27 protein-coding genes and 1 tRNA gene are annotated in these 25,305 nt (G+C 45.5%); 13 read left to right on the plus strand and 15 right to left on the minus strand.

From position 1 onward, the window contains the following. Position 1: 1 nt before the first annotated feature. The 6 genes from Vsou_RS06165 to Vsou_RS06190 form a co-directional block, all read right to left on the minus strand. Positions 2 to 811 carry a V-type ATP synthase subunit I domain-containing protein gene (locus tag Vsou_RS06165; RefSeq protein WP_188602217.1) on the minus strand — a complete coding sequence of 270 codons (810 nt, stop codon included), beginning with the start codon at positions 809 to 811 and terminating at the stop codon, positions 2 to 4. 52 nt (positions 812 to 863) lie between these two features. Continuing rightward, positions 864 to 1,535 (minus strand): HAD family hydrolase, encoded by a 672-nt coding sequence (locus Vsou_RS06170; protein WP_188602216.1) that lies wholly within the window; start codon positions 1,533 to 1,535, stop codon positions 864 to 866. Between the two features lie 44 nt (positions 1,536 to 1,579). After that, a complete protein-coding gene (locus tag Vsou_RS06175) occupies positions 1,580 to 2,302 on the minus strand; it encodes a DUF1614 domain-containing protein (protein ID WP_188602215.1) in 723 nt (240 codons plus the stop codon). A 37-nt stretch (positions 2,303 to 2,339) separates the two neighbouring features. Beyond that, positions 2,340 to 3,677: an NfeD family protein gene (locus tag Vsou_RS06180; RefSeq protein ID WP_188602214.1), complete on the minus strand. Its 1,338-nt coding sequence runs from the start codon at positions 3,675 to 3,677 to the stop codon at positions 2,340 to 2,342. Positions 3,678 to 3,686: 9 nt separating this feature from the next. Then, a complete protein-coding gene (locus tag Vsou_RS06185; protein ID WP_188602213.1) occupies positions 3,687 to 4,511 on the minus strand; it encodes a slipin family protein in 825 nt (274 codons plus the stop codon). A gap of 91 nt (positions 4,512 to 4,602) precedes the next feature. Beyond that, positions 4,603 to 5,094 carry a hypothetical protein gene (locus Vsou_RS06190; RefSeq protein WP_264890796.1) on the minus strand — a complete coding sequence of 164 codons (492 nt, stop codon included), beginning with the start codon at positions 5,092 to 5,094 and terminating at the stop codon, positions 4,603 to 4,605. A gap of 152 nt (positions 5,095 to 5,246) precedes the next feature. On the opposite strand from Vsou_RS06190, the gene Vsou_RS06195 reads away from it, so the two are divergent. Further along, positions 5,247 to 5,786 carry a phosphoribosyltransferase gene (locus Vsou_RS06195; RefSeq protein ID WP_188602211.1) on the plus strand — a complete coding sequence of 180 codons (540 nt, stop codon included), beginning with the start codon at positions 5,247 to 5,249 and terminating at the stop codon, positions 5,784 to 5,786. 14 nt (positions 5,787 to 5,800) lie between these two features. On the opposite strand, the gene Vsou_RS06200 is transcribed toward Vsou_RS06195, so the two are convergent. Beyond that, the gene (locus tag Vsou_RS06200) at positions 5,801 to 7,441 is read right to left on the minus strand and encodes a B12-binding domain-containing radical SAM protein (RefSeq protein ID WP_188602210.1); all 1,641 of its coding nucleotides are present in this window, start codon (positions 7,439 to 7,441) and stop codon (positions 5,801 to 5,803) included. A 130-nt stretch (positions 7,442 to 7,571) separates the two neighbouring features. Between Vsou_RS06200 and Vsou_RS06205 the strand changes: the two genes are divergently transcribed. Continuing rightward, entirely contained in the window at positions 7,572 to 8,294 is a 723-nt protein-coding gene (locus tag Vsou_RS06205) for a hypothetical protein (protein WP_188602209.1), read from the plus strand. On the opposite strand, the gene Vsou_RS06210 is transcribed toward Vsou_RS06205, so the two are convergent. The 3 genes from Vsou_RS06210 to Vsou_RS06220 form a co-directional block, all read right to left on the minus strand. Next, entirely contained in the window at positions 8,289 to 8,996 is a 708-nt protein-coding gene (locus Vsou_RS06210) for a phosphoglycolate phosphatase (protein WP_188602208.1), read from the minus strand. The genes Vsou_RS06205 and Vsou_RS06210 overlap by 6 nt on opposite strands. A gap of 27 nt (positions 8,997 to 9,023) precedes the next feature. Further along, positions 9,024 to 9,692 carry a hypothetical protein gene (locus Vsou_RS06215; protein WP_188602207.1) on the minus strand — a complete coding sequence of 223 codons (669 nt, stop codon included), beginning with the start codon at positions 9,690 to 9,692 and terminating at the stop codon, positions 9,024 to 9,026. Positions 9,693 to 9,758: 66 nt separating this feature from the next. Further along, positions 9,759 to 10,637, minus strand: coding sequence for a methyltransferase domain-containing protein (locus Vsou_RS06220; protein ID WP_188602206.1), 879 nt, complete (start codon positions 10,635 to 10,637; stop codon positions 9,759 to 9,761). A 110-nt stretch (positions 10,638 to 10,747) separates the two neighbouring features. Here Vsou_RS06220 and psmA point away from each other — a divergent pair, with 110 nt between their 5' ends. The 3 genes from psmA to Vsou_RS06235 all read left to right on the plus strand — a co-directional run bounded on the left by psmA (position 10,748) and on the right by Vsou_RS06235 (position 12,987). Further along, complete coding sequence (gene psmA, locus Vsou_RS06225; protein WP_188602205.1) at positions 10,748 to 11,494, plus strand: archaeal proteasome endopeptidase complex subunit alpha; 747 nt, start codon at positions 10,748 to 10,750, stop codon at positions 11,492 to 11,494. 75 nt (positions 11,495 to 11,569) lie between these two features. Continuing rightward, the gene (locus Vsou_RS06230; RefSeq protein WP_188602204.1) at positions 11,570 to 12,163 is read left to right on the plus strand and encodes a YkgJ family cysteine cluster protein; all 594 of its coding nucleotides are present in this window, start codon (positions 11,570 to 11,572) and stop codon (positions 12,161 to 12,163) included. 32 nt (positions 12,164 to 12,195) lie between these two features. Next, the gene (locus Vsou_RS06235; RefSeq protein ID WP_188602203.1) at positions 12,196 to 12,987 is read left to right on the plus strand and encodes a tRNA (adenine-N1)-methyltransferase; all 792 of its coding nucleotides are present in this window, start codon (positions 12,196 to 12,198) and stop codon (positions 12,985 to 12,987) included. Here Vsou_RS06235 and sepP read toward each other — a convergent pair. Then, complete coding sequence (gene sepP / locus Vsou_RS06240; protein WP_188602202.1) at positions 12,937 to 13,620, minus strand: undecaprenyl-diphosphatase SepP; 684 nt, start codon at positions 13,618 to 13,620, stop codon at positions 12,937 to 12,939. The two genes, Vsou_RS06235 and sepP, sit on opposite strands and share 51 nt — an antisense overlap. A 93-nt stretch (positions 13,621 to 13,713) precedes the next feature. Between sepP and Vsou_RS06245 the strand changes: the two genes are divergently transcribed. Genes Vsou_RS06245 through Vsou_RS06255 form a run of 3 tightly spaced genes read left to right on the plus strand, consistent with a single transcriptional unit; the run spans position 13,714 to position 17,190 of the window. Beyond that, positions 13,714 to 15,549, plus strand: coding sequence for a ribosome biogenesis/translation initiation ATPase RLI (locus Vsou_RS06245; RefSeq protein ID WP_188602201.1), 1,836 nt, complete (start codon positions 13,714 to 13,716; stop codon positions 15,547 to 15,549). Continuing rightward, positions 15,550 to 16,707 (plus strand): saccharopine dehydrogenase family protein, encoded by a 1,158-nt coding sequence (locus tag Vsou_RS06250; RefSeq protein ID WP_229709644.1) that lies wholly within the window; start codon positions 15,550 to 15,552, stop codon positions 16,705 to 16,707. It begins immediately after the preceding gene. 33 nt (positions 16,708 to 16,740) lie between these two features. Next, a complete protein-coding gene (locus Vsou_RS06255) occupies positions 16,741 to 17,190 on the plus strand; it encodes a hypothetical protein (protein WP_229709643.1) in 450 nt (149 codons plus the stop codon). Positions 17,191 to 17,195: 5 nt separating this feature from the next. Here Vsou_RS06255 and Vsou_RS06260 read toward each other — a convergent pair whose 3' ends face one another. After that, entirely contained in the window at positions 17,196 to 17,522 is a 327-nt protein-coding gene (locus Vsou_RS06260; RefSeq protein WP_054843078.1) for a hypothetical protein, read from the minus strand. A 258-nt stretch (positions 17,523 to 17,780) separates the two neighbouring features. Between Vsou_RS06260 and Vsou_RS06265 the strand changes: the two genes are divergently transcribed. After that, positions 17,781 to 17,878: transfer RNA gene (locus Vsou_RS06265), tRNA-Val, on the plus strand. A 130-nt stretch (positions 17,879 to 18,008) separates the two neighbouring features. Further along, a complete protein-coding gene (locus Vsou_RS06270) occupies positions 18,009 to 18,368 on the plus strand; it encodes a hypothetical protein (RefSeq protein WP_054843077.1) in 360 nt (119 codons plus the stop codon). On the opposite strand, the gene Vsou_RS06275 is transcribed toward Vsou_RS06270, so the two are convergent. After that, on the minus strand, positions 18,360 to 19,274 hold the full coding sequence (locus Vsou_RS06275) for a Gfo/Idh/MocA family protein (protein WP_188602200.1): 915 nt from the start codon (positions 19,272 to 19,274) through the stop codon (positions 18,360 to 18,362). The genes Vsou_RS06270 and Vsou_RS06275 overlap by 9 nt on opposite strands. 36 nt (positions 19,275 to 19,310) lie before the next feature. Further along, positions 19,311 to 19,760: a ribbon-helix-helix domain-containing protein gene (locus Vsou_RS06280; RefSeq protein ID WP_264890797.1), complete on the minus strand. Its 450-nt coding sequence runs from the start codon at positions 19,758 to 19,760 to the stop codon at positions 19,311 to 19,313. A gap of 89 nt (positions 19,761 to 19,849) precedes the next feature. Here Vsou_RS06280 and Vsou_RS06285 point away from each other — a divergent pair, with 89 nt between their 5' ends. Together Vsou_RS06285 and Vsou_RS06290 are read left to right on the plus strand one after the other, a co-directional pair. Beyond that, positions 19,850 to 20,200, plus strand: a complete 351-nt coding sequence (locus tag Vsou_RS06285) for a hypothetical protein (protein ID WP_054843076.1) — start codon at positions 19,850 to 19,852, stop codon at positions 20,198 to 20,200. Then, the gene (locus tag Vsou_RS06290; protein WP_188602198.1) at positions 20,197 to 20,691 is read left to right on the plus strand and encodes a hypothetical protein; all 495 of its coding nucleotides are present in this window, start codon (positions 20,197 to 20,199) and stop codon (positions 20,689 to 20,691) included. Before Vsou_RS06285 ends, Vsou_RS06290 begins: the two co-directional genes overlap by 4 nt. A gap of 26 nt (positions 20,692 to 20,717) precedes the next feature. Here Vsou_RS06290 and Vsou_RS06295 read toward each other — a convergent pair whose 3' ends face one another. Next, positions 20,718 to 22,727 (minus strand): carboxypeptidase-like regulatory domain-containing protein, encoded by a 2,010-nt coding sequence (locus Vsou_RS06295; protein ID WP_188602607.1) that lies wholly within the window; start codon positions 22,725 to 22,727, stop codon positions 20,718 to 20,720. Positions 22,728 to 23,452: 725 nt separating this feature from the next. On the opposite strand from Vsou_RS06295, the gene iorA reads away from it, so the two are divergent. After that, positions 23,453 to 25,303, plus strand: a complete 1,851-nt coding sequence (gene iorA / locus Vsou_RS06300; RefSeq protein WP_188602197.1) for an indolepyruvate ferredoxin oxidoreductase subunit alpha — start codon at positions 23,453 to 23,455, stop codon at positions 25,301 to 25,303. The last annotated feature ends 2 nt before the right edge of the window (positions 25,304 to 25,305 follow it).

Below are 25,305 nucleotides of genomic sequence, written 5' to 3' on the forward strand. Positions count from 1 at the left end.
TTCAACTCTGTGGTTTGAGCACTTCCTCGATAAACCTCCTGAATAGCAGTCTAACTAAGCCGCTGCTCACTGAGTCCAGGTATTCCTCCACCGTCAAGGCCAGTGAGTACTCTCCATGCTTAATTATATACATATATTTACCATTATTGTAAAGGACCATGAAGTCTGCATTGTAACTAATGACTGACTTGATTAATTCCTCGTCGCCCGCACCCGCCTCACCAGTGTACTCAAGCATCTCCTTTCCTCTCATGAGACCCACGAATGATGCCCTGAACAATTCCCTGAATTCGGATAAGCTGGATGGCACATAACCCATCTGCGTAAAAGGCGGGTTTTGCTCAAGGCACTGCCTATTCAGTTGATCAATGTAATTCTTAAGTTCATTAACCTTTGAAAGTAGTAAGTCAGTGGTGTCCGCCGATGTCTGCTTGAGTATTTGAATTAATTCGTTCTCAATGCCCTTGATGATCTTCTCTAGCCTCTCAATATCCATAACCCTATCCGGCTTCTGCAATGGTTTGACCTCCATGGGCTTACTCTCAACAAGCAATACCCTACTACCCTGCCCACCAGGCGCCTCCTGGGGAACCAGTGGGTATTGCGTACTGGAGCTGGACTGCTGGGTTCTTTGTCCTTGTCTAGGCTGTGGAGTTCCTACCCCAACTCCCTGTACCGTAGTCTCCCCATGATTATGCCTCCTACGCTTACCTCCGAAATACCCTAGCCTATACAGTACGGCTAGAACTACGGCTATCGCAACGATCGCCACCACGATATATAATGTTGACCCAAGCTGTAGACCAGTCATTACCAATAGAAATTGAGAAAAATTAATAAAATTAATGCTTAATGGATAAAACTTAACCAAGACCAAGATAATGAACAATGTCCATCAGGTTCTTAATGCTGATTACCCGTGGATCTTTATAGTTACCGAGAAAGAACACCACCTCAACGCCTGTGTTTAGTGCCATCTCCACGTCATACCTCGAATCACCGACAACCACTACGTCACGAACACCAAGCCCCAACATGCTGAGTATCCTCATTAATGGCTCAGGGTCTGGTTTTCCCTTAGTAACCTCATCACCAGCCACGAGGGCATCTATGTATTTATCCAGGCCAGTCACCTCAAGTGCCCTCACGGCCACTCGTCTCGAACTTGAGGTAACGACACCCACGATGAAGCCCCTACCCTTAAGTATTCCCAGTAACTCAGGTGCGCCATTAGTGGCCTTAGCGCCACCTAGTAATGATAGGTAAATCTCATTCTTAGTTTGTAGTCCTTTTTCAGCGTTTTCATCGCCGCATAGTTTCCTCGCAATATCCAGTGCCTTGAGCCCCATTAGTGTGATGACATGCTCTGGAGCAGGCATGGGTAACCCAAGTCTTTTGCACGTTTCAATCCAAGATTTCACATGCAGTGGTACTGTATCCACCAAGGTGCCGTCTAGGTCAAAAATCACGGCCCTTATCCTCCTGGCGTCAGTCAGCAAGGCATCGTCATTACGATCCGCAGACCTATAACTCATCACAAAGATTGTGAGTTGGTATAGATTAAAAGTTTGTCTAATTCCTAGAGAAGCACCCTGTATAGTGAGGCTAGGATCAATGACATTAGGCTCGTGATGTAGATACCGTCAAAAACTCCAGCTCCACCGATCGATACGTAACCCCTCATGGTCCTTATGACCCTCCCCACATTCAATATGTCAGCGCCCAGTAATGTCGATAGGGAGCCCAGGCTGTAGGAGAAGGCCAGTGGATTTGCGTGGAGTAGTGTTGTTGCTATTAGGGTGAATATTAGCGTGAGAAGGACCGGCAATGATGTCGGTAGTGTAATACCGATATTGGGTATTATCCTCGAACTCTGCCAAATGATCAGTGAGGATATGGCTAGCGATGCCGCAAATGCTACGATGACTACAATGCTTTTTGTTAAATACTCGGTTATTAGGTATATCGATATTACTATTGGTATTACGGCACCACCAACATTCACCTCAAGGAATAATTTATCGACTCTCTGTATAATGATTGGTATTGGGAAGAACTTAATGAGGTCAGTGAAGGGCATGTAGTAGGTGACTTCGGCGATCATTATGTTCACGTAACTTGTCAATAATGAACCCAGCGTCAAGGTTAATGCTAATAATGGCTGAATACCAATACTCACCAGTACCAGGAATATAAATAACAATAGGGGCGATATCACCAGGAGTCCTATGAAAAGGAGAATGCTCATGGGTAATGAAAATCTGATGCCCAACCTGGGCTTTACATCGTATCTAGTTGACATGATCAATGGGAACTATGGTTGGGTTTAATAAACGTAACTAACTCAGCGGCTTAACGAGGAGCGTATCATCCTTGATACCGACGATTAGGACCTTTGAGTCTCTCCTAACGCTCTCAAGTGCCATAGCCCTCCAGTACTCGCCCCTGACTTTTACGTAACCGACCTCGTCCTTATTAATATCATCAACTGCAACCCCAACATCATTAATAGGCCAATATAACTTCTCGGAGAGAGGTTTAGTCCTTATTATGCCTATTACCTTAGCTGCGATAAAACCTCCAAAGCCACCAACAAAGGCAACCAGTGTGTAGAGGACTATCCTTGCCTCAACTTGGTTAGTGGCTATTAACCATGATGGGGATGAATAGGTTGGTTGCAGTAACACAATGCCCAGCACAGTAAGTACTAGGCCTGTAATGAACAGTGCCATGTGTGTTGTGAAGCCTGCATGAACATCTATGGCTATTGCCGCTAAGCCTATTATTAATAACGTCAGGCCTAGCCAGTTAATCGGTAATCCTGTCATTAATGGTATTAACATTAGAATAATGCCAACACCAGCTAGGTAGTAATGCCTTACTGCAAAACCAACAATAGCCAGTAATAGGCCTAGTCCACTCAGTAGGTCCTGGATAGTGGAATTTAGTAGAGCTTCATAGACCTGGTAACCAATGCCAGGCTGGTAATACGTAATTTCAGGATCAATCACGTAATACGTAACCCCATTTATCGCACTACCATTTATTTCATTAAGTAGTGAATTTATATTACTCGCCACGAAGTTTATGACACCGTACTTAAGCGCGTCCTCAGGACTAAGGTTAGTGTTGTAGAATACGCAGTCATGGGCAAAGGTTGCATTTCTATCCCTAAATTCAGCAACCTCAATGAAGTACTGACTGATTGCATTGAGTATCTTACTCTCGTTTATGAACTCTTCCTGCCCAGTTATTGGGTTTATCTCGACGGGTTGGCAGGAACCTATAACCGTGCTGGGGGCCATTGCGGCTATCGTTGTTGATATAAGAACCAACGTGCCCGCAGACCAGGCATATGAACCGACGGGATAAACGAAACCTATCACAGGCACGCTGGCGTTCTCAATACTCGACACAATACTCAACGCGGCATCTAATTCACCACCTGGTGTCTCGAATAATATCAATAACGTTGAGTTAGGCGTTGATTCAGCAAGTTGCAGCGCATTCTGTAGCTCCTCGTATGTTAAGTCCGTGATCTCGCCATTAAGGTTAAATACGTATACCTCATGAATAACATACGTATTAGAACCAGGCGTTAGTGCGTGTATTACTGGCGCCACTAATAATGCGGCGATAAAGATTACTAGTATTGACACCTCACGTTTCATCTTCATGGTTACCCCTTACGTTGTGCCTGAACCCTCTTGTTGCTTCTTAAGTGCAGCGGCGGCAAGCGTCGACATTGCTGTAACCTCCAGCGAACTGGGCACAACCAGGACCAGGTTATGCTCCTTGGCAACCTCCAGCAGGGTATCGAGCTGCCTAAGGGATAGGGATATCGTGTTCTTCGCATAGGTCTCCGCGGCCTTTAGGTACATCTGCGATGCCTCATAGTCAGCCTGGGCCAGAATAACCTTGGCCCTCCTCATCCTCTCAGCCTCTGCCTGGGCTGCCATGGCCCTAACCAGACTGTCAGGTAACTTTATGTCCTTTATGGCGACGGCAGTGACCTTAACGCCCCATGGACTTACGTGTTCATCAATGATCGAAGCTATCTTCTTGGCAACCTCCTCCCTCTGCGTGAGCAGTGTGTCCAGGTCAACCATGCCAATAACATCCCTTAAAACCGCTGCTCCCAGTGTCACCGTGGCGCTCCTGTAGTCAGTGACTGAAAGCACTGCCTTGGATGCGTCAATGACTCTCATGTACACTGCAGCGTCGATTGTGACCTCAACGTTGTCCTTAGTTAGGGCCCTCTGACTAGATAGGTCTATTGATAGGACCCTGAGGTCCATTGTTATGGGTCTGTCGATAACTGGTATGATGAACACAATCCCAGGACCGTAAATACCCTTGTACTTACCAAGCCTAAGCTTAACGATCCTCTGGTACTCAGGGACTATCCTAATTGAGTACGCTAGTATAGCTATGACTATTATTAGTAGTACTATTGCTAGAAATGCCGCAACTATTAATGTGCCCGCCTGAAGTAATACTTGAGCAAGCATTGCCTTATTCTTTCCAGGGATCTTAATAAACCTTGTTATCTACCGTAAAAATTAGAAAATTCACAACGTGTAAAATTATCAATCTATTAACTTAACGATATGCACCACGCTCACCCTTATCCTTTAAGTAATCACCCAGTGCTATCAGAGCAAAGCCCATAATGAGGAGTAATATACCGATACCAAAGAGGTGAAGGGTCGCTGGATATTGTCCTATGAACACGTTAACAACATAACCATCACCCACATAAGCACAGTGCGATCTGCCAAAGATCTCAATTGATCCAGAGACCATAGGCGTTATAAATACATTATTAAAACCAGCGGGTATGTAACTCCCATAGGTTATGCTTGTACCGTTTGAGTAATCCACGTGTACTTCAATGGATATTAATAATGAGCTGCCCATTGTATTTATTACCTGCTCTATTTCATTATTCACTAGGTAACCATTAATGATCCTGTTCAGTACCCCCATACACGTGGTGGCATTAACATGCTCATACGATATAACTGATTCCTGGTGCGAATAGTACATGGGTATTAGCGATGCTATGATTAACACAATCCCAACAATTAACATAACCCGATGCCTACTAACCATAGTCCATCATTAATTTACTTCACCAAACCATAAATCCCTTATCCCACTCACTAAACCCTGAGGAAAGGCAGTGGGTTTACTTGGTCACGTAAAACGTTGAGTTTATAAATGCACCCCTTCCACAAGTCATAATGGCGGACTACCACCGGTATAAATGGGAAGATATTGAAAGGGGAGCCTTGAAGTTGGTTCAGGACATCCTGATGAATGGGTTTAAACCCGATGTGATAATGGGAATTTCTAAGGGTGGCGTTGTGCTGGCATCGTTGTTATCCGACATGATGGGGGTTCCCGTGGATTTAATGCAATTGACGCATTGGGACTTTGGCAAGTCCAGAGATCGGGTCGTCATTAAGTATAGGCCGAGCATTGATGTAAGGAACCTTAATGTGTTGTTAATCGATGATGTAAGCGATACTGGATTAACACTTAGTGCTGCTAAGGAGGAATTAGCCCGTGCAGGCGCGGGCGAGGTTAGGACCGCTGTCTTGGACTACAAGGTATTATCCAGCAAGTACGTCCCTGATTACTACGCCTATAGATGGGTGAAGTGGGTTTACATAGTGTATCCGTGGGAGAATTTCGAAACCTTCAGAAACCTTAGCATTAATGAGGCAAAGGTGGTATTTGCCGACCATGAGTTGGTTAAATTGCAGGAACTAATGAAGTAGTAACTATTTAGTTCTCACTGTTGTTCCTCATCGTTAATGGATGAGCCATACATCTCCAGGAGCTTAGGGGCCTCCACCTTCGACACGAGTTTTCTATCCTTAATCTCAGCGGCAATCTGGTCAAGCCTCTCATACATCGACCTAACCCTCCCCTCCACATAATTAATGAAGTAGTTAACCGCAGCCCTAACAGGCCAATACTGTGGGCCTCTTAGGTAGAAGTGATTAACAATATCCTTAGCCCAGTAAATACTGTGCTCAAACATCTTCTTCATTAGCTCGATGTGCTCAGGCATTAGGTTGTACTTAATTATCCAGCCATCCTTCTCAGCCCTAATATGGTTCATGGGTACGTAGAACATGGGCACAACCAGGCTCCTGTAGGGCCTTATTCTATCAAGGAGTTCTATCGTTTCCATAACATCATCCTCAGTCTCGCCAGGTAATCCAACAATCACGGTTAGGGCAGGTATAAGCTTAATATCATGCATTACACCCAATGCCTCTTCAACGACGTCCCACCAATCCTCAATCTTAAACGGTGCGGCCTTACCGGGCATTATGGCTTTGGCTAACCTCCTGGAGCCAGTCTCAAGACCTACCTGGGCACCCCACCAGTCCTGGTGTTCATCCTCAATGATCTCCGCTATCTTTGTGGCTAACTTATCATACTTCTTCTCGGCAATTAAAACCGAAGCTAGGGTCGTGTGGCTCCAGGCTATTGTCAGATAGTACCTCTTAACAAGTTTATGTAGCGCGATTAACTTATCAGGGTTTAACTCAATGCCTGTTGATCCATATAGCGGTACATCATCAGAGTGTATCAGGCCATGTACTATGCCGTGTTTCACATGCAGTTTCAACTCCTCCTCAATCTTCTCCAGTGGATACCACCTAAGTGGCCTTAGGGTTACTGAGCAAAAGGCACAGCCCCTTGGGCATCCTCTACCGATCTCAACGAATCCATTAATGGCGGGGTACTTTATTGATGGTATCTCATCAATGCTTGGCACGTCATTTACACCAACATACACATACCTAGGCACAGGTTCGTTATTTAGGATCCTCCTCACTACCTCAACTGCAAGTTTCTCGCCCTCACCGTCAAACACAGAATCAATGCCGAAGAAGCCCATTAATTCCGGTAGGTATAGCCATTGCCACGCGGAGGGCCCGCCAACAACCACCTTAAGCCCGTTATTCCTCTTAGCATCCATTACGTACGGCCTTATCCTCGTCATGAACCTCCTGAAGGAGTAGGCATTTAGTGATTCCCTGCCTACAATGGCTGACCAGGTAGATGATGGTGGGTTAAATCCGAAGTAATCATGGTGACTGAGCATGAGAATCCTAGCGCTGGGTATGTACTTATGCACGTGATCGGGGTCAATTATTGCAGCACTAATGCCTGCATCAAGCAGTGCGGCTTCTATTTTTCTCATACCGTAGGGTGCTTGATGCGGCCTACCGTATTTATCAACCTTCATTTTAGGCATTGCAATATACTCATGAATCCACTCACCAATCTTCCTGAAGGGCCCTACAGTTATGAATAATGGGCCTGTTGTCACGAACCCGAGGAACTCCTTACCATGATAATTGCTCATCATCGATCGATCCGTGGTCAACACGACATCATACCTTGGCAATACCATTAGTAAAGGCAGGGAGATTGTTCCTTTAAAAGCTTTTACCGCCATTTAAGACTCTCACTAGGGTTTTATCCACGGGCAACGCCTACAACTTAAATAGGGAATATTAAATGCCCGCGGAATCACCGCCTGTATGGAGATTATACAATTAATAGGTACATCAAGGGAGGAAGTGGACAGGGTGATGGAAGTTATTGAGTGGGCGCTGGAGGAACTTGGGGTGCCGAGCAATGACATTATGGTTTACGTAACTGATGATCATAATAAGGTAAGGGAGGCATTGGGTATGAGTACCGTCACCCATGAGGAATGGCCTATAAAGTGTATCAATGTTGGTATTGACGAACCCGTAGTCATATCAGTAATACCAAGCAAACTACTTCAGTTGGAGGAGAGCCGCATGCGGGTTATACTCCTGCGTGAGGTGGCCCTCATAAAGGTTATGAGGGATCCCGTACTATCAAGCACTTGGAGCATACCACAGAGTATAGATGATCAGGTGGTGCATAGGGTCTCCCTGGCCCTACTTAAGAGGACCATTGACCTAGTAATAGCGCAATCACAGTCATTAATCCAGCACCTAATTAATGCATTTAATGGTGATGAGATAATGAGATTATTGTCAGCTTGCCAACCAACAGTTGACTGTGCAATAACTGTATTGGCCCTAGACGTACCATTAAGTATAGAGGCCTCGGGAAACGTCGGCTTAGGTAGATCACTATGGAATAACTTAACCAGGGGTTTAGATAATGATTTCACCAGGAGGTATGAGGACTTTAGGGACTTTGTTAGGAATAACTTTAATGTGGAGAATACGTATAATTATTTGCTAATGATGTTCAGGAGATCATAACCTAGGTAGGTAGTACCTTATGAAATCCGCGACACCCTTACCACTGGGCTTCTCCAGCACTATCCTCGCCCTTTTCTTAAGTTCATCAGTTGCGTTAGACACTGCCACTCCATAACCAACAATTTCCATGGCCTCTACATCAGTGTCGCTATCACCGATGTAAACAACGTCACTGCAGCCAATACCCATTGCACTACAGATATACTTAATGCCAACCGCCTTACTCGAGTTGATTGGTTGCAGATGAAGCGCATAGCCACTATGAGAAACCCTCACCCTATTTTCCAGGTTCATTTTCCTTAGCTCTATCTTAACGGCATTAACCAAATCAAGCGGATCACCAGGTGCCCACAGCGTTATGTCAAACCTCCTATAATTAAATTGATAGGTTGGCCTTAAATCAGGAATAGCCTTCATGAGCCTTAAGGCCGCATCCCTCAAATTCAAGTCTTCGCATAATTCACGGACCTCCCCATTATAATCCACGAGACAACCATTCTCGGCAATAAGGGGTGATCCCCTGGGTAGTCCTATATAGCGCGCAAGTGCCTGCGTGACCACCAGGGCATTGCCAGTGACAAGACCAACTACGTACCTTCCCACGATATCCTGTATAGCAGCTATTGCCTCAGGCTCCAGTGCCTCCGTATCTCTATCCCTTGTTAGAGTACCGTCTATATCGAGAAGTACAGCCTTAACCATTAATGCCCTAATTCCTGAACCCCTAATTTACCTTTGCATTACGATAATCTCCCTAGGCCTAACCTCATCACGCCACTTAAGATTCATTAACGCGTTCTCATCATGGTAATAAACCCAATCAGTAACCCACCTACCCGTTATTAGGTAAATCACCAGTGCTGTGGCAACCAACTCGTGCCTACTCAGGGCTTTAATAAGTACCGCAATCGTTAATGCCATGGTAGCCGATACTCCAATGAGAATGTGGGGAAGGAAATCAAGCAGTACGTTGTTAAAGGGTATTGCCAACGCTATGAGAAATATTAATGGAGAAATAATAAGAAACAGCGGCTCGCCCCTCTTCGGCGCTAATTTAAATAGTAATGATGGCGGCCGTTGATAGAGAACGTGATGGAAAACCTCATGCATAAGAACTCTACCGAGGAAAGTTCTTGGCCCATTCATAAGTTCGGTAGAGACGTATATAATTGAGGTTAACCGATGCGGTACGTATACCGCATACGCCCCGAATAACTCAGTCATTGTGTCGGACCTTATGACCTTCACTGGGTCATAATCATGATTAATTAATGACTTGTTTATTCTATTAATAAATGATTGAAAATCTATGATACCCATTTCAAAATCGTAAAGTGCCAGGCGTAATTCATTAATGATATCCTCGTACTTCCCCACCCAGTCGGGTTTTCCCTTCATTCTTCATCATAATTTTACCTATAGATACCTATATTTAAATCATAGTAAGCAATATCCAGATTGCACCTACTTAGACTTTTTTAAAACCAGCATGTAATGATAAGGAGAGACCTCTACGTAGTCCTCCCTCACAAAATCTCCACTGAAGTAATGCTCAACTTCCTCAGGGCTCAGCTTAAACGGGGGTCCAAACACCACACCCTCCTTAAATTCAATAATTAACAACTTACCGCCAGGTCTCAGGATCCTACTTATCTCCCTAACAGCTGCTTCCTTATCCTCAATATCATGAAATACGTTGGACATAAAGGCCAAGTCAACACTATTACTTGGTATTGATGTACTTGTAACGTCCTCATTAAGTATGGTCACATTGCTGTAATTACTGAACTTCCTACGAACATCCTCGATCGCCACCTCATCAACGTCAACGCAGTAGAGCCTTGATGCATAATCCTTGAAGAAGTTGCAGTAATAGCCATCGCCGCATCCTAAGTCAGCAATAACCATGCCATTACTTACATAGGGTTTTAGGAAGTCGTACTTCGTGAAATCCTCGGCATGCCTGTGGTGACTACCGTGATGGCCATGGCCACCATGATGCTCACCATGTGTCGGTCCCTGCGCCTCAGTTAATTTGCCCTCGATAAAGGCCTTGATTGCATCCTCAACACGGCCTTCGAATATGTATATCTTGATTCCCCTTTCAACGGCCCATCTATAGCCTGGAGGACCTATTTCGGAGAGTATTACCGTGTTAACTCCACGATCAAGCAAACTCCTCAACATGAACACACCCCTTACCTGCTGTGCATACCTCGCTGGGTTTTCATATCGCTCAATTAACTTGTAGTTGCCACTATCCTCAACCTCAATTATCCACACCTCGTCTCCCTCACCAGGTCCAGAGACAAAGCCATTACTTACGGATATTGCTATTCTCATATCCGATATCGGACTCGATTACTTATTTAAAAAGGTTACGCGCGACTCCGCGAAACAAGTAACAAGTAGGTTTGATTTAAAAACCCCTTGACAACACAATATCGACAAATATGTTCTCTCCACAAGTATATGGATACGATAGGGCCATAACAATATTTAGTCCAGAGGGTGAGTTGTACCAGGTTAGGTACGCCGGCGAGGCTGTTAAGAGGGGTTGGGCTACCATCGGTATTAAGTGCGCCGACGGCGTTGTACTCGCTGCCGAAAAGAGGAAGGTGAGCGCCTTAATTGACTTGAACAGCATTGAGAAGGTTTATATGGTTGATGACCACGTGGGTATAGCAGCATCAGGCCTACTATCAGATGCCAGAGTACTCATTGAACACGCAAGGCAGGAAGCCCAAACACACAAGTTACTCTATGATGAACCCATAGACGTTGAGTTATTGACCAGGAGAATTAGTGATCTTAAGCAGGTGCATACTCAGTACGGCGGCGTGAGGCCCTTTGGCGCCGCATTAATTGTTGGTGGAGTTGATAAGCATGGACCGAGGCTATTCCAGACAGATCCTGGCGGTATCTACTTCGGTTTCTATGCAGTTGCCATGGGTGCCGAGTCAAGTAGAATAACGGAATTCCTAGAGAAGGAGTATAAGTATGATATTAGCATTAACGATTGCGTGAGACTGGCAGTTAGAGCATTGAGTCTCGTGCTTGAGGCAGCGGAGCCCGATAGGCTGGAGATTGGGGTTATCGATGTTAATACGAAGATGTTCAGGAAATTAACAACTGATGAGGTAAGCAAGTACCTGCAGGATGTTAGGAGCTCAACTGGTACGCAGGCACCATCTTCATAATAAACAGTGCAATCCTAAACCTTAAATTCAGTAATTAACGAAATACCTTAAAAGTCTGTGGTTAATGGTTTAACCATGATGAAGGCTGAGTTCCCTAGGGTTAGGTTCACCTGTGTATTATGCGGTGAGTGCTGTAGGCGTTACTGGATACCAGTGACGCATAGGGATGTTGCGAGGATCGCTAGGTACACTGGAATGAGGCCCAGGGAATTCCTGGCATTATTCCCTAAGGAAATGGCCGCTGACTGGGATGAACCAGTGATAAGACTTAGGGATGGCGAGTACTACCTTGTGCTTAAGAAGAGGCTTGATGGCACGTGCATATTCAATAAGTGGATCGGTGATAAGTTGATTTGCTCAGTACACTCGGTCAAGCCCAACGTGTGTAGGTATTACCCATTCATTTACTGGCTTAATGGCGATATTGCCAAGTTCGAGGTTTATGATAAAGCACTTGGTTACTGCCCCGGCATAGGAAAGGGAGGCTATGTTGACCTTAAGATCGAGATATCGTCAATAAGCGATGCCGTAAAGGCCAAGACCGAGTTTAGGGAAATTATTAACAAGTGGGATGAGTTGGTTAGGGAGGGATCTGTTAATGGCACCTTGGAGGAATTCATGGATTACCTGGAGAAAGCCATTGATGCTTATTCCCGTAAAAATTCATAAATAGCCAAAACCGCATTTACCTCGAGACAAATATGCCAATAAGGGAGGGGGATTACGTTCTACTTGTCGGTGATGGGGTTAGGTCGGTGATTAAAGTCGTTAAAGGCTCGAGAATAAACACCATAAGGGGTATTATCAATGGCGATGATATAATAGGGAATGAGTACGGCATCATTGTGAGGACAAGCCTTGGCTATGAAGTAGCCATACTAAGGCCCTTAATTACGGATATACTGCTTGAAAGGGGAGGCAGGGTGACGCAGGTCATATACCCTAAGGACGCCGCGCAGATAATAATTAGCGCAGGCATAGGCCCTGGCAGTAAGGTTGCGGAGGCAGGCGTTGGCAGTGGCTTTATGACTGCCGTGCTAGCCTATTACGTGAGACCTGACGGTAAGGTATACGGTTATGACAAGAGGGAGGATTCCATAAGGACCGCAAGGAGAAACCTTGAACTGCTTGGCCTCAATGAATGGGTTGAACTCAGACTCAGGGATGTGAGTACCGAGGGATTCCTTGAGAAGGAGTTAGATGCCGTGATCCTGGACATGGGTGATCCATGGAATGCCCTGCCCAGCGCAACCGAAGCGCTTAGGACCGACGGTATTTTGGTGATTTACGTACCCACAGTGAACCAGGTAATTAAGGTCATTACGGCAATGAAGGGGGCAGGTTATGTAAACGTGAGGATGCTCGATGTGACGGTTAGGGAGTGGAAAACTGAGCCCAATGAGGTTAGGCCGCATACCTGGATTAATGCGCACACTGGCTTCTTAATAATTGGTAGGAGAACCATTAGACCGGCGGCTCAACCAACCGAGTAGTTTCTTCATTATCATATAAATGACCCCGTAGTACTGAGGTAGCGCAAGTACAAGTTCAACGTTGGCGATTCCCAACAACCAACCTGCAATTACGTCGAGTGGCCAGTGAACACCAACATAAATCCTGCCATAAGACACAAGTAGGGCCTCCAGGGTTAGGGGTAGTGATACGTACCAGGGTAGCGCAATTATTGCAGAGTACGCCCCAGTGCCTACGATTAATGCGTGGCCGGAGGGATATGATGAATCCAATTGCTCATGAATTAGTGGGGTTATGTGAAGTACGAGGAATGGCCTTGGTTCGTAGATTATATGCTTCATTAACTCACCAAGCAGTAGGCTTATTACAAATGCGGAAACCATCAATACGCTCGCCCTCCTATACCTACCACCGAAGTACCATAGTATTAGGGCTATGGGTATCCAGAAAAGGGCTCTTCCGTAGTCATCAATGCTGATTACGGTAAGTAATGGCGTTAGTGCCTGCACCTTATTATTGAATACAGTAAAGAATAGGTAAGTATTCACTGGGTTGGCTTCGGAGTTCATGAGTATGTACATGGTTAATAAGGCATATAGCGCGTATAGCATTAATGCCACATAAAGGTGTCTGTGCTCAATCCTCACCTTCATCACCAACGTGGCGCTGGACGAGTCTTATTAGCATTACTCTCTACCTATGGCATAAGTTTTAATTCCACTTAATCCAGCCATAAACCGTCAATAATGCCCGTCAGAATAGCAGTTGTTGATAAGGACCTGTGCCAACCAAGGAAGTGTAGTCAGGAGTGTATTAGGTTCTGCCCAATCGTGAGGAGTGGTAAGAGGGCAATATATATGGACGAGCAGTTGGGCCATCCAGTCATTACTGACCTATGCACGGCCTGTGGCATATGCGTTAGGAAGTGTCCCTTTGAGGCAATAACGATCGTTAATCTACCCAGTGAGTTGGGTGAGGACTGTGTCCATCAATACGGCCCCAGCGGCTTCAAACTCTTCAGGCTGCCCATGCCCAAGCCTGGTAGGGTTCTCGGTATAATTGGGCAGAATGCAATGGGTAAGACAACAATAGCCAAGATACTCTCAGGTGAGTTAAAACCGAACCTGTGCACAAACACCCAGTCCTCTGTGGATGATATCATAAGGTTCTTTAGGGGTACGGAGCTACAACCCTACTTAAATAAGCTGTACAGGAGTGAGATTAGGGTTGTTCATAAGCCCCAGTATATCGAGTTAATACCCATGTATGTTAAGGGCACGGTTAAGGACGTATTAATGAAGGTGGGCAGTGAGGAGGAGGTCATGAGGATCGCGGGGAAGCTAAACCTCATGCATTTACTCAATAGGGACGTTAGTAAGTTAAGCGGCGGTGAGCTGCAGAGACTTGCAATTGCAGCGGCGCTCCTTAGGGGCGCTGATACGTACATATTTGATGAACCAACAACCCACCTTGATATTGTTGAAAGGATGAGGGTTGCAGAGGCCATTAGGGATACCGCCGGTGGTAATAAGTACGTGATAGTCATAGACCACGACTTGGCCGTACTTGATTACCTAGCGGATCAAGTGGTTATTCTCTACGGTAAGCCCGGCGCTTATGGTATTGTATCCCACATGAGGGGCGCCAGGGAGGGCATTAATGAGTACCTTAGTGGTTACTTAGCTAGTGAGAACATGTTGATAAGGAGGGAACCCATTAAGTTCAGGGTCAAGCCAGCCCCAAGGCCCATCCAGAGGGAAAGGATACTGCTTGAGTGGACTGACTTGGTAAAGAGACTTGGTGATTTTAAGCTTGAGGTTAGGGCCGGCGTTATCCATAGGGGTGAGGTCATTGGCGTATTAGGCCCCAATGGCATTGGTAAGACCACGTTTGCGAGACTCCTCGTTAATGAGGTAGAGCCTGACTCAGGGGTCGTGATCCCGCATGGCGAGGCTAGGATTAGTTATAAGCCTCAGTACGTTAGAGACTTGGCCATTAAGTACGGTGATAAGACCGTAAGGGAATACCTTGCTATGACCGCAGGTAATGATTTCAACACGAGAATAATCTGGCCCGATCTAGCCAATGGATTATCACTAATACCTTTGATGGATAGGGAATTATCGGGCTTAAGTGGCGGTGAACTCCAGAGGGTGGTTGTCGCTGGGTCATTACTCAAGGATGTGGAGGTTTACCTACTTGATGAGCCCATGGCCTACCTGGACATTGAACAGAGGGTTAGGGTTGCGTCAGTAATAAGGAGGATAATTGAGGAGAGGGACGTTATTGCCCTTGTTATTGAACACGACATAACGATGATTGATTACCTAAGCACGTCAGTCATGGTATTCCTAGGGGAGCCTGGTAAACACGGCATTGCGGAATCGCCTACTGACCTGAGGGCAGGCATGAATGAGTTCCTTAAGAACCAGGACGTGACATTTAGGAGGGAACCCCAGGTGGGTAGGCCAAGAATAAATAAGAGAGGCTCATATCTAGATAGGTTACAGAGAAGTATTGGTGAGTATTACTACTACATGAGTACTGAGGAAACAGAGGAAACAGAGACCAAGAGGGACTGAGTGGGTTGGATTAATAAAGATGCTAGGATGCCCATTAATACCGTGGTTGCCGTAGGTATTGTTGGTTTAGGTCCCATGGGACGTGCAACTGCCCATTACCTGGTTAAGCATACGGACCATGTCGTTAATGGTTATGACAACAGTGAGGAGGCAATCAATGGGGCTAGGAGGATTGGCGTTAATGGTGCCGTTAAGGCTGATGCCACGAAGTACGAGGATTTAAGGCGCATTGCCGGCGAGAATGACGTAATCATTAGTGCAGTTCCGCAGTCAATAGCTGATCAGGTGGTCCTTAAGACCCATGAACTCGGTAAGCCGGTGATTGACCTAATATTCATGTGGAGTTACAACGAGGAATTGGCCCATAAGTTGAATAATGGACCCATTATTATTCCAGCCTGTGGCTGGGCCCCTGGGCTTACGAATTTGCTGGCTATGGCGGCGGCCAGTGAGCTTGAGGCCGTTGAGGAGGTTGGTATACACGTTGGCGGTAACCCGGTTAATCCGAGACCACCACTTTACTATGAATTACTCTTCTCCCTTGGGAGTACTGCTGATGAGTATGTTAGGCCTGCGACGATCATTAGGGATGGCAAGGTGGTTAGTGTTGAGCCTCTTGCGGAGATCTTTGACTTCAGGACTTGGCTTGTTGATGGTGATTTCGCGGAGTTCTACACGGATGGCTTGAGCACATTACTAGTTTCATTACCCAAGTACTTCAGGACGCTGAGGAGTGTTTACGAGAGGACTATTAGGTGGAGGAGACATTTGGAGGTTATGAGGGTCCTAAAGGACCTTGGGTTGCTAAGTGATGTGGAGACAGCAAAGTACGTGCTCTCTAAGTCACTGAGGTTTGGTGTAAATGACTTCTCAATAACCGTTGTTGAGGCTGTGGGTGAGGCAGGTGGTGATAGGGCTATTGTTAGGTTTGAGGGTATTGACCATGCTAAGGGTGATTTCACGTCAATGGCTAGGCTCACCGGCTTCACGGCAGCCATCATAGCCGACCTAGTGGCCAAGGACAAGATCAAAGGCGAAGGACTAACACCAATTGAAGAAGCTTATATCAGCAATAGAAATCTATTGAACGAAGTGATTAATGGTCTAAGCAGGGAGGGTATTAAGTTCTGGAGGTCAGTAACGTCTATCGTAAAGTAACAAAGCTTATTAGGCTGTAGCGTATCCCCTTAAATGAGGATGGTCAATTGGATTAAGATAACAATACCTCCAATCGTAACTGGCATAGGCTATGCAATGATTGAAGCGATGATTTTGCCGGAGCTTGTATATGCATTTCACCACGACCCAGTAAACTCATGGTACCTAGCCCTAGTTCATTACTACCCGTGGTTGGGCATGTGGCTCTATAGAGTTGGCGTTGCAATAGTGCTGGCAATACCGTGGGCCGTGTTCGGGGATTTCTGGCAGTGGTTATTTGCTGCTGATATAGCAATATGGAGCGAGGATGCAGCATTTTGGCTGTTCTCTGGGCATATACCGCATTCATGGGGCTACATTAGTAGTCTCCATATCTTTACATATCCAACTATACCAATACATGGAGGACTGCCGCTTTACTATATACCAGCTGCAATAGTACTTTACATAAGTATCATAAAAATAAGGGAAAGAAGGGGGTAATTACATCAGTTCCTGGGTGCGCTACCAACATAATGCCCGCCAGACTCAATGGGCTCTATATGCATTATTTCAATTTCATCAAGAGGCATAATGTTGAAGGTCTCCCTGATCTCCCTTGGTATAGTGAATTGACGGGAAAGCGCACGCCTGTTCCTCAATAACTTAACTCTATTAATCCTGATAACGCTGTTACCATGCCTAATGACCACGTTAACAAATAGGCTCTTCTCGATACCGAGGGCCTTAATAATGCTCGATGGTATTAGGACTTGGTTATTTATATAAACACGAGTCCTGTAAGGAAGTCCGTTGGTCTTGATTCCCCTACCCATGACAAGAGAATGCCGAAACAATGTTCATTATAAAAGTATCCCATCCAGTTAACATGAGACGCATGTCAAAAAATAGAAAATGCGCAAAGAGACGATGTGAACAGGGTAATCACATAACAAAGACAACAGGCAATAACCAAATGGGTAGACCCATTTGATCTATGTCTCCTAACCTCCATAAATCAAATTCAGTAAGCGGGAAAATCAGTAAGGATATCGAAGAAAAATGCTTTTAAATTAGTGAGGAACAATCACGTCGGGCCCGTAGTCTAGCTTGGTAGGATGCCCAGGGGCTGATGCCCCGCCTAAGCCTCACGCGCGGGAGATCCCGGGTTCAAGTCCCGGCGGGCCCACCAAACCTTATCATCATCATTTATGGAGTTTTTTGTTTGTTTTCAATTACATAAATTCTGTTTTTATGCGTCGATGAATCTTAGCTATTAAAAATGTTATTTTTATTTGCCATTATTATAATGTGGTTATTTGATGACAAATATCTACATGGGACGTAATAGTTGTTATGCGGTTAATGAGGGTATGTACGTAACATCCGGACCCATGGATCTGGGTAGGGTTGCCGCACATTTGTTTCTTCACTTAAGGGACTTTAGGCGAGGATGGACATATGACCATGATTGTAAAAGGATCGACATGGATAAAGAATTATTTGAGGCTAGATGCAGGTATCTAGTTAGGATTTGTAGGGATCAGGGCTTGGGTGATTGTGATAGCGCCGAGGACTTAGTTAATGACGTCGTCAGAACACTTAAACTACCTAAATGGGCTGAGGAAATGGCGGTTAGGAACATCATCAGGATTAAGTCAATAACAGACTTCTCAACTTAGCAATTCGCCCAGGTTTATAACTGATTTATTTGAGATTATTCCTTCTACTATGGCCAGCGTCCTAATTGCATTTATAATATCTATGACGGGTTCCTCAATGCCTCTTATGACGTTTAACGCATGGGTTAATTCCTGCCTTAATTGGTCCATGCCCTCTATCATGTGCCTTGACCCATCGCGGATCAAGGACTTATTTAGTAGATCCACTTCGTAATGTCTATTCCTTAGGGTAAGGATCATTCTCCTAATCCTTACTTCGTAATCCCAGGATGCATGCAGTACATACATGGTCTCATCAATGTCAAGTAATGCCCATGCTGTACTCACAGGGTTTCCCCTGAGGAGCCTGCCAATTATTTTAACCTCATCACTATAGACCATGCTAAGTACTAGGTCTATATCATGAATGCCTAGATCAAGGAGCACGTTACCGTAAGACTGCGGGTTACCTCTTAGGGGCCCTACCCTTATTGTCTCCACGTGTATGGGCCTCTCATTACTTAATTCATTAATTAACGCCCTGTATGCCGGGTTGAACCTCTCTATGTGGCCCACAAGCACTTTTCTACCAAGGGCCTGGGATTTACGGTATAGGTCCATTGCTTCACTGAGCCTTTCAGTAATCGGCTTCTCTATTAATAGGTCCATGTGATTTATGAGTTCGCTGGCTATACCGTAGTGAAGCCTTGTCGGTGTCGCTATTATACCAAGGTCTGGCTTGTAGGGGAGGGCATCATGCACGTCGGTGAATACCAGGTCTGCGCCTTGGTTCTTGGCGATCTCGAGCCTTTGCCTGTCGATGTCCACTGCATATACATTGGTTACCAGGTTCTCCTTCTTCAATTGCGACAATACCTTTATGTGGTTGAGCCCCATCGAACCAATGCCAATAACAAGGACCCTCACGGTGGTTTTAACCAGGGTACCTCTTAATTAAATTAATCACTGCCTGGGCACTATCTTCTTAACAAGTTCGCTCTTGGAAGCTATTAGTAGTGTCGATACTGACTTCGGTACATAAACCGTATTTACGTTAACTATCTTGGCCACCTTGCTCTTTATGAGCTCATTGGTAACGTCATCGGTGAATATCAACTCGTCCATGTCCTTAAAAACCACGGGTTTATCCAGGGATTCCAAGTCGACCTTCGTTACTGTTAATGAGGAGACACCGCTTATCATCACTACGTCGCCTGACCTAATCATATTGTCAATAGTCCTCGATATGTTCTCAAGGGTTGCTATATACCTCTTGAGGGCATCATTGACTACCTCGCCTACCGTTGCCCCTGTTTCCTTCGCTAGTCTGCTTACTCTGTCATAAATGTCTGTGCTTAATCCCCTAATTGTCACTGTCTTTCTTTCATTGTTTTCTTCACCACTGGTAGACATATTAATCATGTATTTCAAGTATTACCTAGTATATAAACCCTTCCCGGAGGCTAAGGCATTTAAAGGGCGACGTAGCAACCTGGACAATAATGCAGTGCAGCGAGGTTAATATAGTAAGTAGGAACAACGTGAGGGAATACCTATGTGGAAATAGATCGCTTGCCAGGTTAATAAGTCACGACAATAATGAGAGCGTGCTCAGCATAGACGTGGTTGCTCCATGGGATTCCCCGGTGGATCAATCGATTAGGGTTGGTGACGTTCAATTAATTTATAGGAGGGAAACCATTAACAACTTGGAATGGGAGTTTGTGGGTTATGATGATGGCTCACGCAGGGAATTAATATCAATCAGGGTCTTCCTTGGCAATAACATCGAGGACTCTACCATTAAGGAATTAATTATTAATACGCTAAGGACATACATGAAGGACCCATGAGACAATTCACCCTAGTATTAATACACACAGACAATGACGAGGTTAAGGACTTAGTTAGCAAGCACCTGAGGGACTTGGGGTTTTCAATATTACCTGACGTATTCATTTCCTGGCAACCAAGGCAGAAAATCGAGGAGAGACTGGTGATTGCTAAGGAGGAGTTAATTGATATGATTGAACGGGGATTCAAGGGTGAACTCGCATACGCAATCATTGAACTTAATGATGAGCAATTCAGGGCGATAAGGCCGTTAATAGCCAGGAGGTTGGAGGATGAGGACCAGAGAATGATTTCATGGGGTGAGGCACTGCTCAGGAGGATCCGGTCGTCACACAGGGAGAAGTCAAAAAGGGAGTACTCCAGTTTTAACAGGAGGTATAAATGGTTGATCACGATGCACGAGCTTTTCGATGTTAAGCACGAATTATTAAAAAGAGTACTGGAGTTAGCTAGGGAATTAAGGATTGAGTATGAAAGAAATTTCAAGTAAATTTTAATTTTAATAATTTCATTCTATTATATTGTTGTTACCTCGTAATCCTTACCCTTCCTACCCCTGCCCCCACCAACGAAGGCAGAGACTATTGCAACCGCACTACCCAGCCCAAGTGTGCCTATTAGCGCCTCCATTGTGGTTATCGGGAATCCATCTATTATAGCTAGTATGTCTGACTTTATCGTTATTACGTCATTACCATTAATCGTCACCAACTCACTGTACTTCAGCCCATGGTACTGGGCAGTCACTAGGTATGTGCCTCCCAACACGTTTGTGAAGGCAGCGGTGCCAGTGCTACCCGTAGTCCCATTAAATGTAGGTCCGGTGTTAACCCTATATAGCGATATCCCTGCGTTGGATATTGCCTGGTTCCTGGAGCCCACGAATAGCACCGTTACGTTGTATAGGCCAATAGTCACGCCAATTGGTTGGTTAATCAGTGAGTTTACGTTAACGTAGTATATGGGAACTCCGTCATAGCTCACGGTTGCCGTGAACGGGATGGGCTCCTCAATGTTTATGTAAGCATTGCCATTAGCGTCACTAACACTACTTGCCACTAGGGAACCATTTACATAGGCCTGGACCTTAACGCCGCTTATCGGGGCGTTTTGCGTGTTCGTGAAGTGCATCGTTATCGGTGTCCAGTTGACGTATACCATGTACGTACCAGTCTCGCTAACGCCAAGTGTTGAAACAGCTATATAAGCCTGGGAACCATCTGGGCTTATTGAAACCAGCCTCTCCGCGGAGCCCCAGGGTATCTCAGAATTCACTAAGCCCGTGTATACTGTGCCGCTTGGCGTAACTATCTTGTATATTTTGGCTATTTCGGGTAGTTGAACGACCAATGCCGTCCACAGACCGCTGGAGACATCCGAACTACTGACGGTGGCCTCTAGATTGCCATTAACCCACTGACCCACTGGTTTGTATATTATTGGCATGAAAGTCACGACCAGAGGCACATTTAGGTTATCAACAATTTCGAAGTACCTATCGTACACCACGTATATGCCTATCATCGGCGCAAACCTTATGAATGGAGGCAGCAGGTAACTAATGCCGCTGACCTGGATCAAGTCGCTATATAGATATGCCGGCGAGACCCTGTTGGCAATCACCTCAAAGTGCCCTGGCTGTTGCCCAACAACTAATGGCTGTACTGTGTAAACCGCAACTATGTAGCCCAGTAAGTTCCAGCCAGGCGGGACACCAAACTCTGAGCCAGTTATCTCCAGTGTTTGTCCTGGGTTGACTGTGTAGTTGAGGAACTCCGTACCCTTGATTAGCATTGCACTTGGCATTGCATACCCACTACCGTAGTTAATCGTTATTTGGTACTGGCCAGGCGGTAACTCATTTGCCGTTAACTCTACGTACTTAGGCTCAATCTTTACATAATTAGCCAATGGGCTCCATGCAGAGACTAGTTGTGATAGTGTTGTGCCATTGGGTAGGGCAACGCTGGCTATCTCAAAGGGCATGTAGTTCGGTATTGAGAGTTCAACCACTTGCTGTGTTACGTATTGAATGGATGAGTCTGGTATTGTTATGTTCAGCGTCACCGTTGACGAGGTATTTAGCGGCAGGTAGACCTCCTCCACGAAAGCATATGTTATAGTTACCGTCTCATTCAATGGCTGATTACCTGCATTGGTTATTGTCAGGCTATCGCTGGTCGTGTATGCACTGGCTATTGCGCCAATCTCATTCTTGCTAAACATAACATTACTACCGCTAATTGCAATTGCTGGAGACGGCGGATTTATGCTAACCTCCATGTACTTAAGTACATAATTCTGCCCAGGAGGTAGTGGTGCCTGTATGTTTATCGATTGAGACGGGGCCAGTGTTAACGCCTTAGTTGTGTTTATGTAGTCAATGTACTCAAGTATTGCATAATACGGTTGGTTTACTGTGGTCGGGGCATTGACGTTAGGTGAAACATTGTACGAAGTAGCGAGTACTATTATTGGTACCGTAGCCGCTAACATTACTAGGAGTATTACTAAATTCCTCCTCATGCTATTCACGATAACGACTATTGAACCAAGCAATATTAAACAAGCAATTAAAATAACTGGTCTAACTATCCTCCTGATCCTTAGGGGTAATGGCTTCCTTTCAGGATTGGGTGGTTTGGGGCTGCATTTCTAACAAGAACTCGGTTCAGCCCCACGCCTGACCTTGGGTGCTTTACACCATCCCGTATGGCGTGGAACCCGGGGTTATGGACCTGATTTTCGGGAGTGCGTTGAATGCCCTACGATAACTGCATTAAATACCTTAGTAGTAATGGTATCTATAACATTTAGTAATTCTCTTGCTATTCTCCTATATCCAATGCTTATTCTACATATTAACGTGTTATTGACATGAGCTTCTCATTAACAAACTCAATCTCTATTCTGTATTTCCCTGCAACTTCATTCGCTAAGGCTCTTTCCAAGAACACACTAGAGAACGCAAACTTATGAACCCTTCATTATCGCACTATAAACAGCATCGGGACTTTCACCTGTAATACCTAGAAACGCGCAGTTTTGCTTGTATGCCCTAAATATATAAACTAGTATTACCAGTAAAGCACTTGTGATGAACCCTAGACATACAGATCTGTGATGAGATCATTCTAGGCTGAAATATATGAGTATATATAATATATACTCATAATCAGTAAATATATTACTAGCTAAATTATTAAGTTCTAAGAGAAAGGCTTTAAATTACATATACCTAAGTACCATCGATGAGCAACTGCATAATTAGGCTTATGCTTGGTAATCACGCAATTGCCCACGGTGCCATGGAGGCAGGCATAGCGGTAGCTGCCGGTTACCCAGGCACACCATCAAGTGAAATAATTGAGTACCTCCTCGATAATGGTAGGGAATTCGGCGTCTACGCAGAGTGGAGCAGTAATGAGAAGGTGGCCTACGAGGTGGCCTACGGCGCAGCCCTAGCTGGTGCCAGATCCATAGTAACCATGAAGCATGTGGGGCTTAATGTAGCCATGGACCCACTAATGTCAAGTGCTTACACGGGCGTCAAGGGCGGCTTCGTCATAATCACGGCTGATGATCCAGGCATGTGGTCAAGTCAGAATGAACAAGACAACAGGTGGGTTGGGCTCCATGCATATATCCCTGTCTTTGAGCCCTATGATCCGCAGAATGCCAAGGATCTTGTAAAACTAGCCCTGGAATTCAGTGAGAGACATGGACATCCGGTAATGATGAGGACAGTGACTAGGGTATCGCATGTCAGGGGGCCTGTCACCGTATGCTCGCCAGAGAAGCCTAGGTACTCCGAGGGTTATGTCAAGGAACCAAGGAGACATGCATTAGTTCCAGCGAATGCGCGTACACTCAAGGGCGAATTACTGAGGAGGTGGAGCACCATTGAGGAGGATGTTGAGGATGCACCGCATGTGTATATTGATGGCAATAAAAACCTCATAATAACGAGTGGCGTGGCCTTCACCTACGCATTGGAGGCCGTTAAGAATTACGGTGTTAAGGCAAGTATTTTAAATGTGGTAACACCGGTTCCGCTACCTAGGAAGGTCATTACTGATGCAGTAACCAGGGCAGATAAGGTAATAGTTATTGAGGAGGGAGATCCAGTACTGGAGCAACAATTGAAGGCCCTGCTTTATGATGAGGACATTAGGGTGCCGATCATGGGTAAAATGGAGAATTTATTCAACAGGGTCGGTGAGTTAACCATTAATTCCGTAATGGATGGATTAACAAAGGCCCTCGGTATTGTAAACCCGCTCACATCAATAAAAACCATTAGCATTGATTACTCTCCACCCCAGAGACCGCCCGTCTTCTGCCCAGGATGCCCACACGCAGCCTCATTCTACGAACTAAAGGTCAGCACAGCAAGGTCCGGCGCCAGGCCAGTATTCAGCGGAGACATTGGGTGCTACAGTCTGGGCATTAATAATCCATTCAATGAGCAGGACCTACTAACAAACATGGGCAGTTCCCTGGGCCTAGGCATGGGTATTTACCACGGCACAAACGGCAAGACCCTAGTAATCCCAATAATTGGGGACTCCACCTTCTTCCACACGGGTCTACCGGCACTGGTTAATGCGGTATACAACAAAACACCAATGCTGATCCTCATACTTGATAACAGGGTCACGGCAATGACTGGTGGGCAGCCCAACCCAACGAGCATGATAAGTATTGAGAACATAGCCAAGGCGGTCGGTGTTGACTACGTAAGGACAATAGACCCCTTTGACACGAAGAAGGCCCAGGACACTATTACTGAGGCCATGAGTGTGGTTAAGGGTGGCGGTGTTGCCGTTATTATAATGAGGAGGGGCTGCGCACTGGAGGCAACTAGATTAAATAGGGGCCACGTCGCGCGTTACTATGTAGACGCAAATGCCTGTAGAGCCTGCGGAATATGCTACAACTTAATTGCATGCCCAGCAATAGTACCCCTTGAGAATAGGAAGGCTTGGATAGACCCCAACATGTGCGTCGGTTGCTCCGTCTGCGCCCAGGTATGTCCATACAACGCCATTAAACCCGAGGGAAACGTCAAGGAATGGTTAGGTAAATGGGCCGAGATGTAGGG

The sequence above is a fragment of the Vulcanisaeta souniana JCM 11219 genome (assembly GCF_026000775.1).
In the GTDB taxonomy this organism is placed as follows: Archaea; Thermoproteota; Thermoprotei; order Thermoproteales; family Thermocladiaceae; genus Vulcanisaeta; species Vulcanisaeta souniana.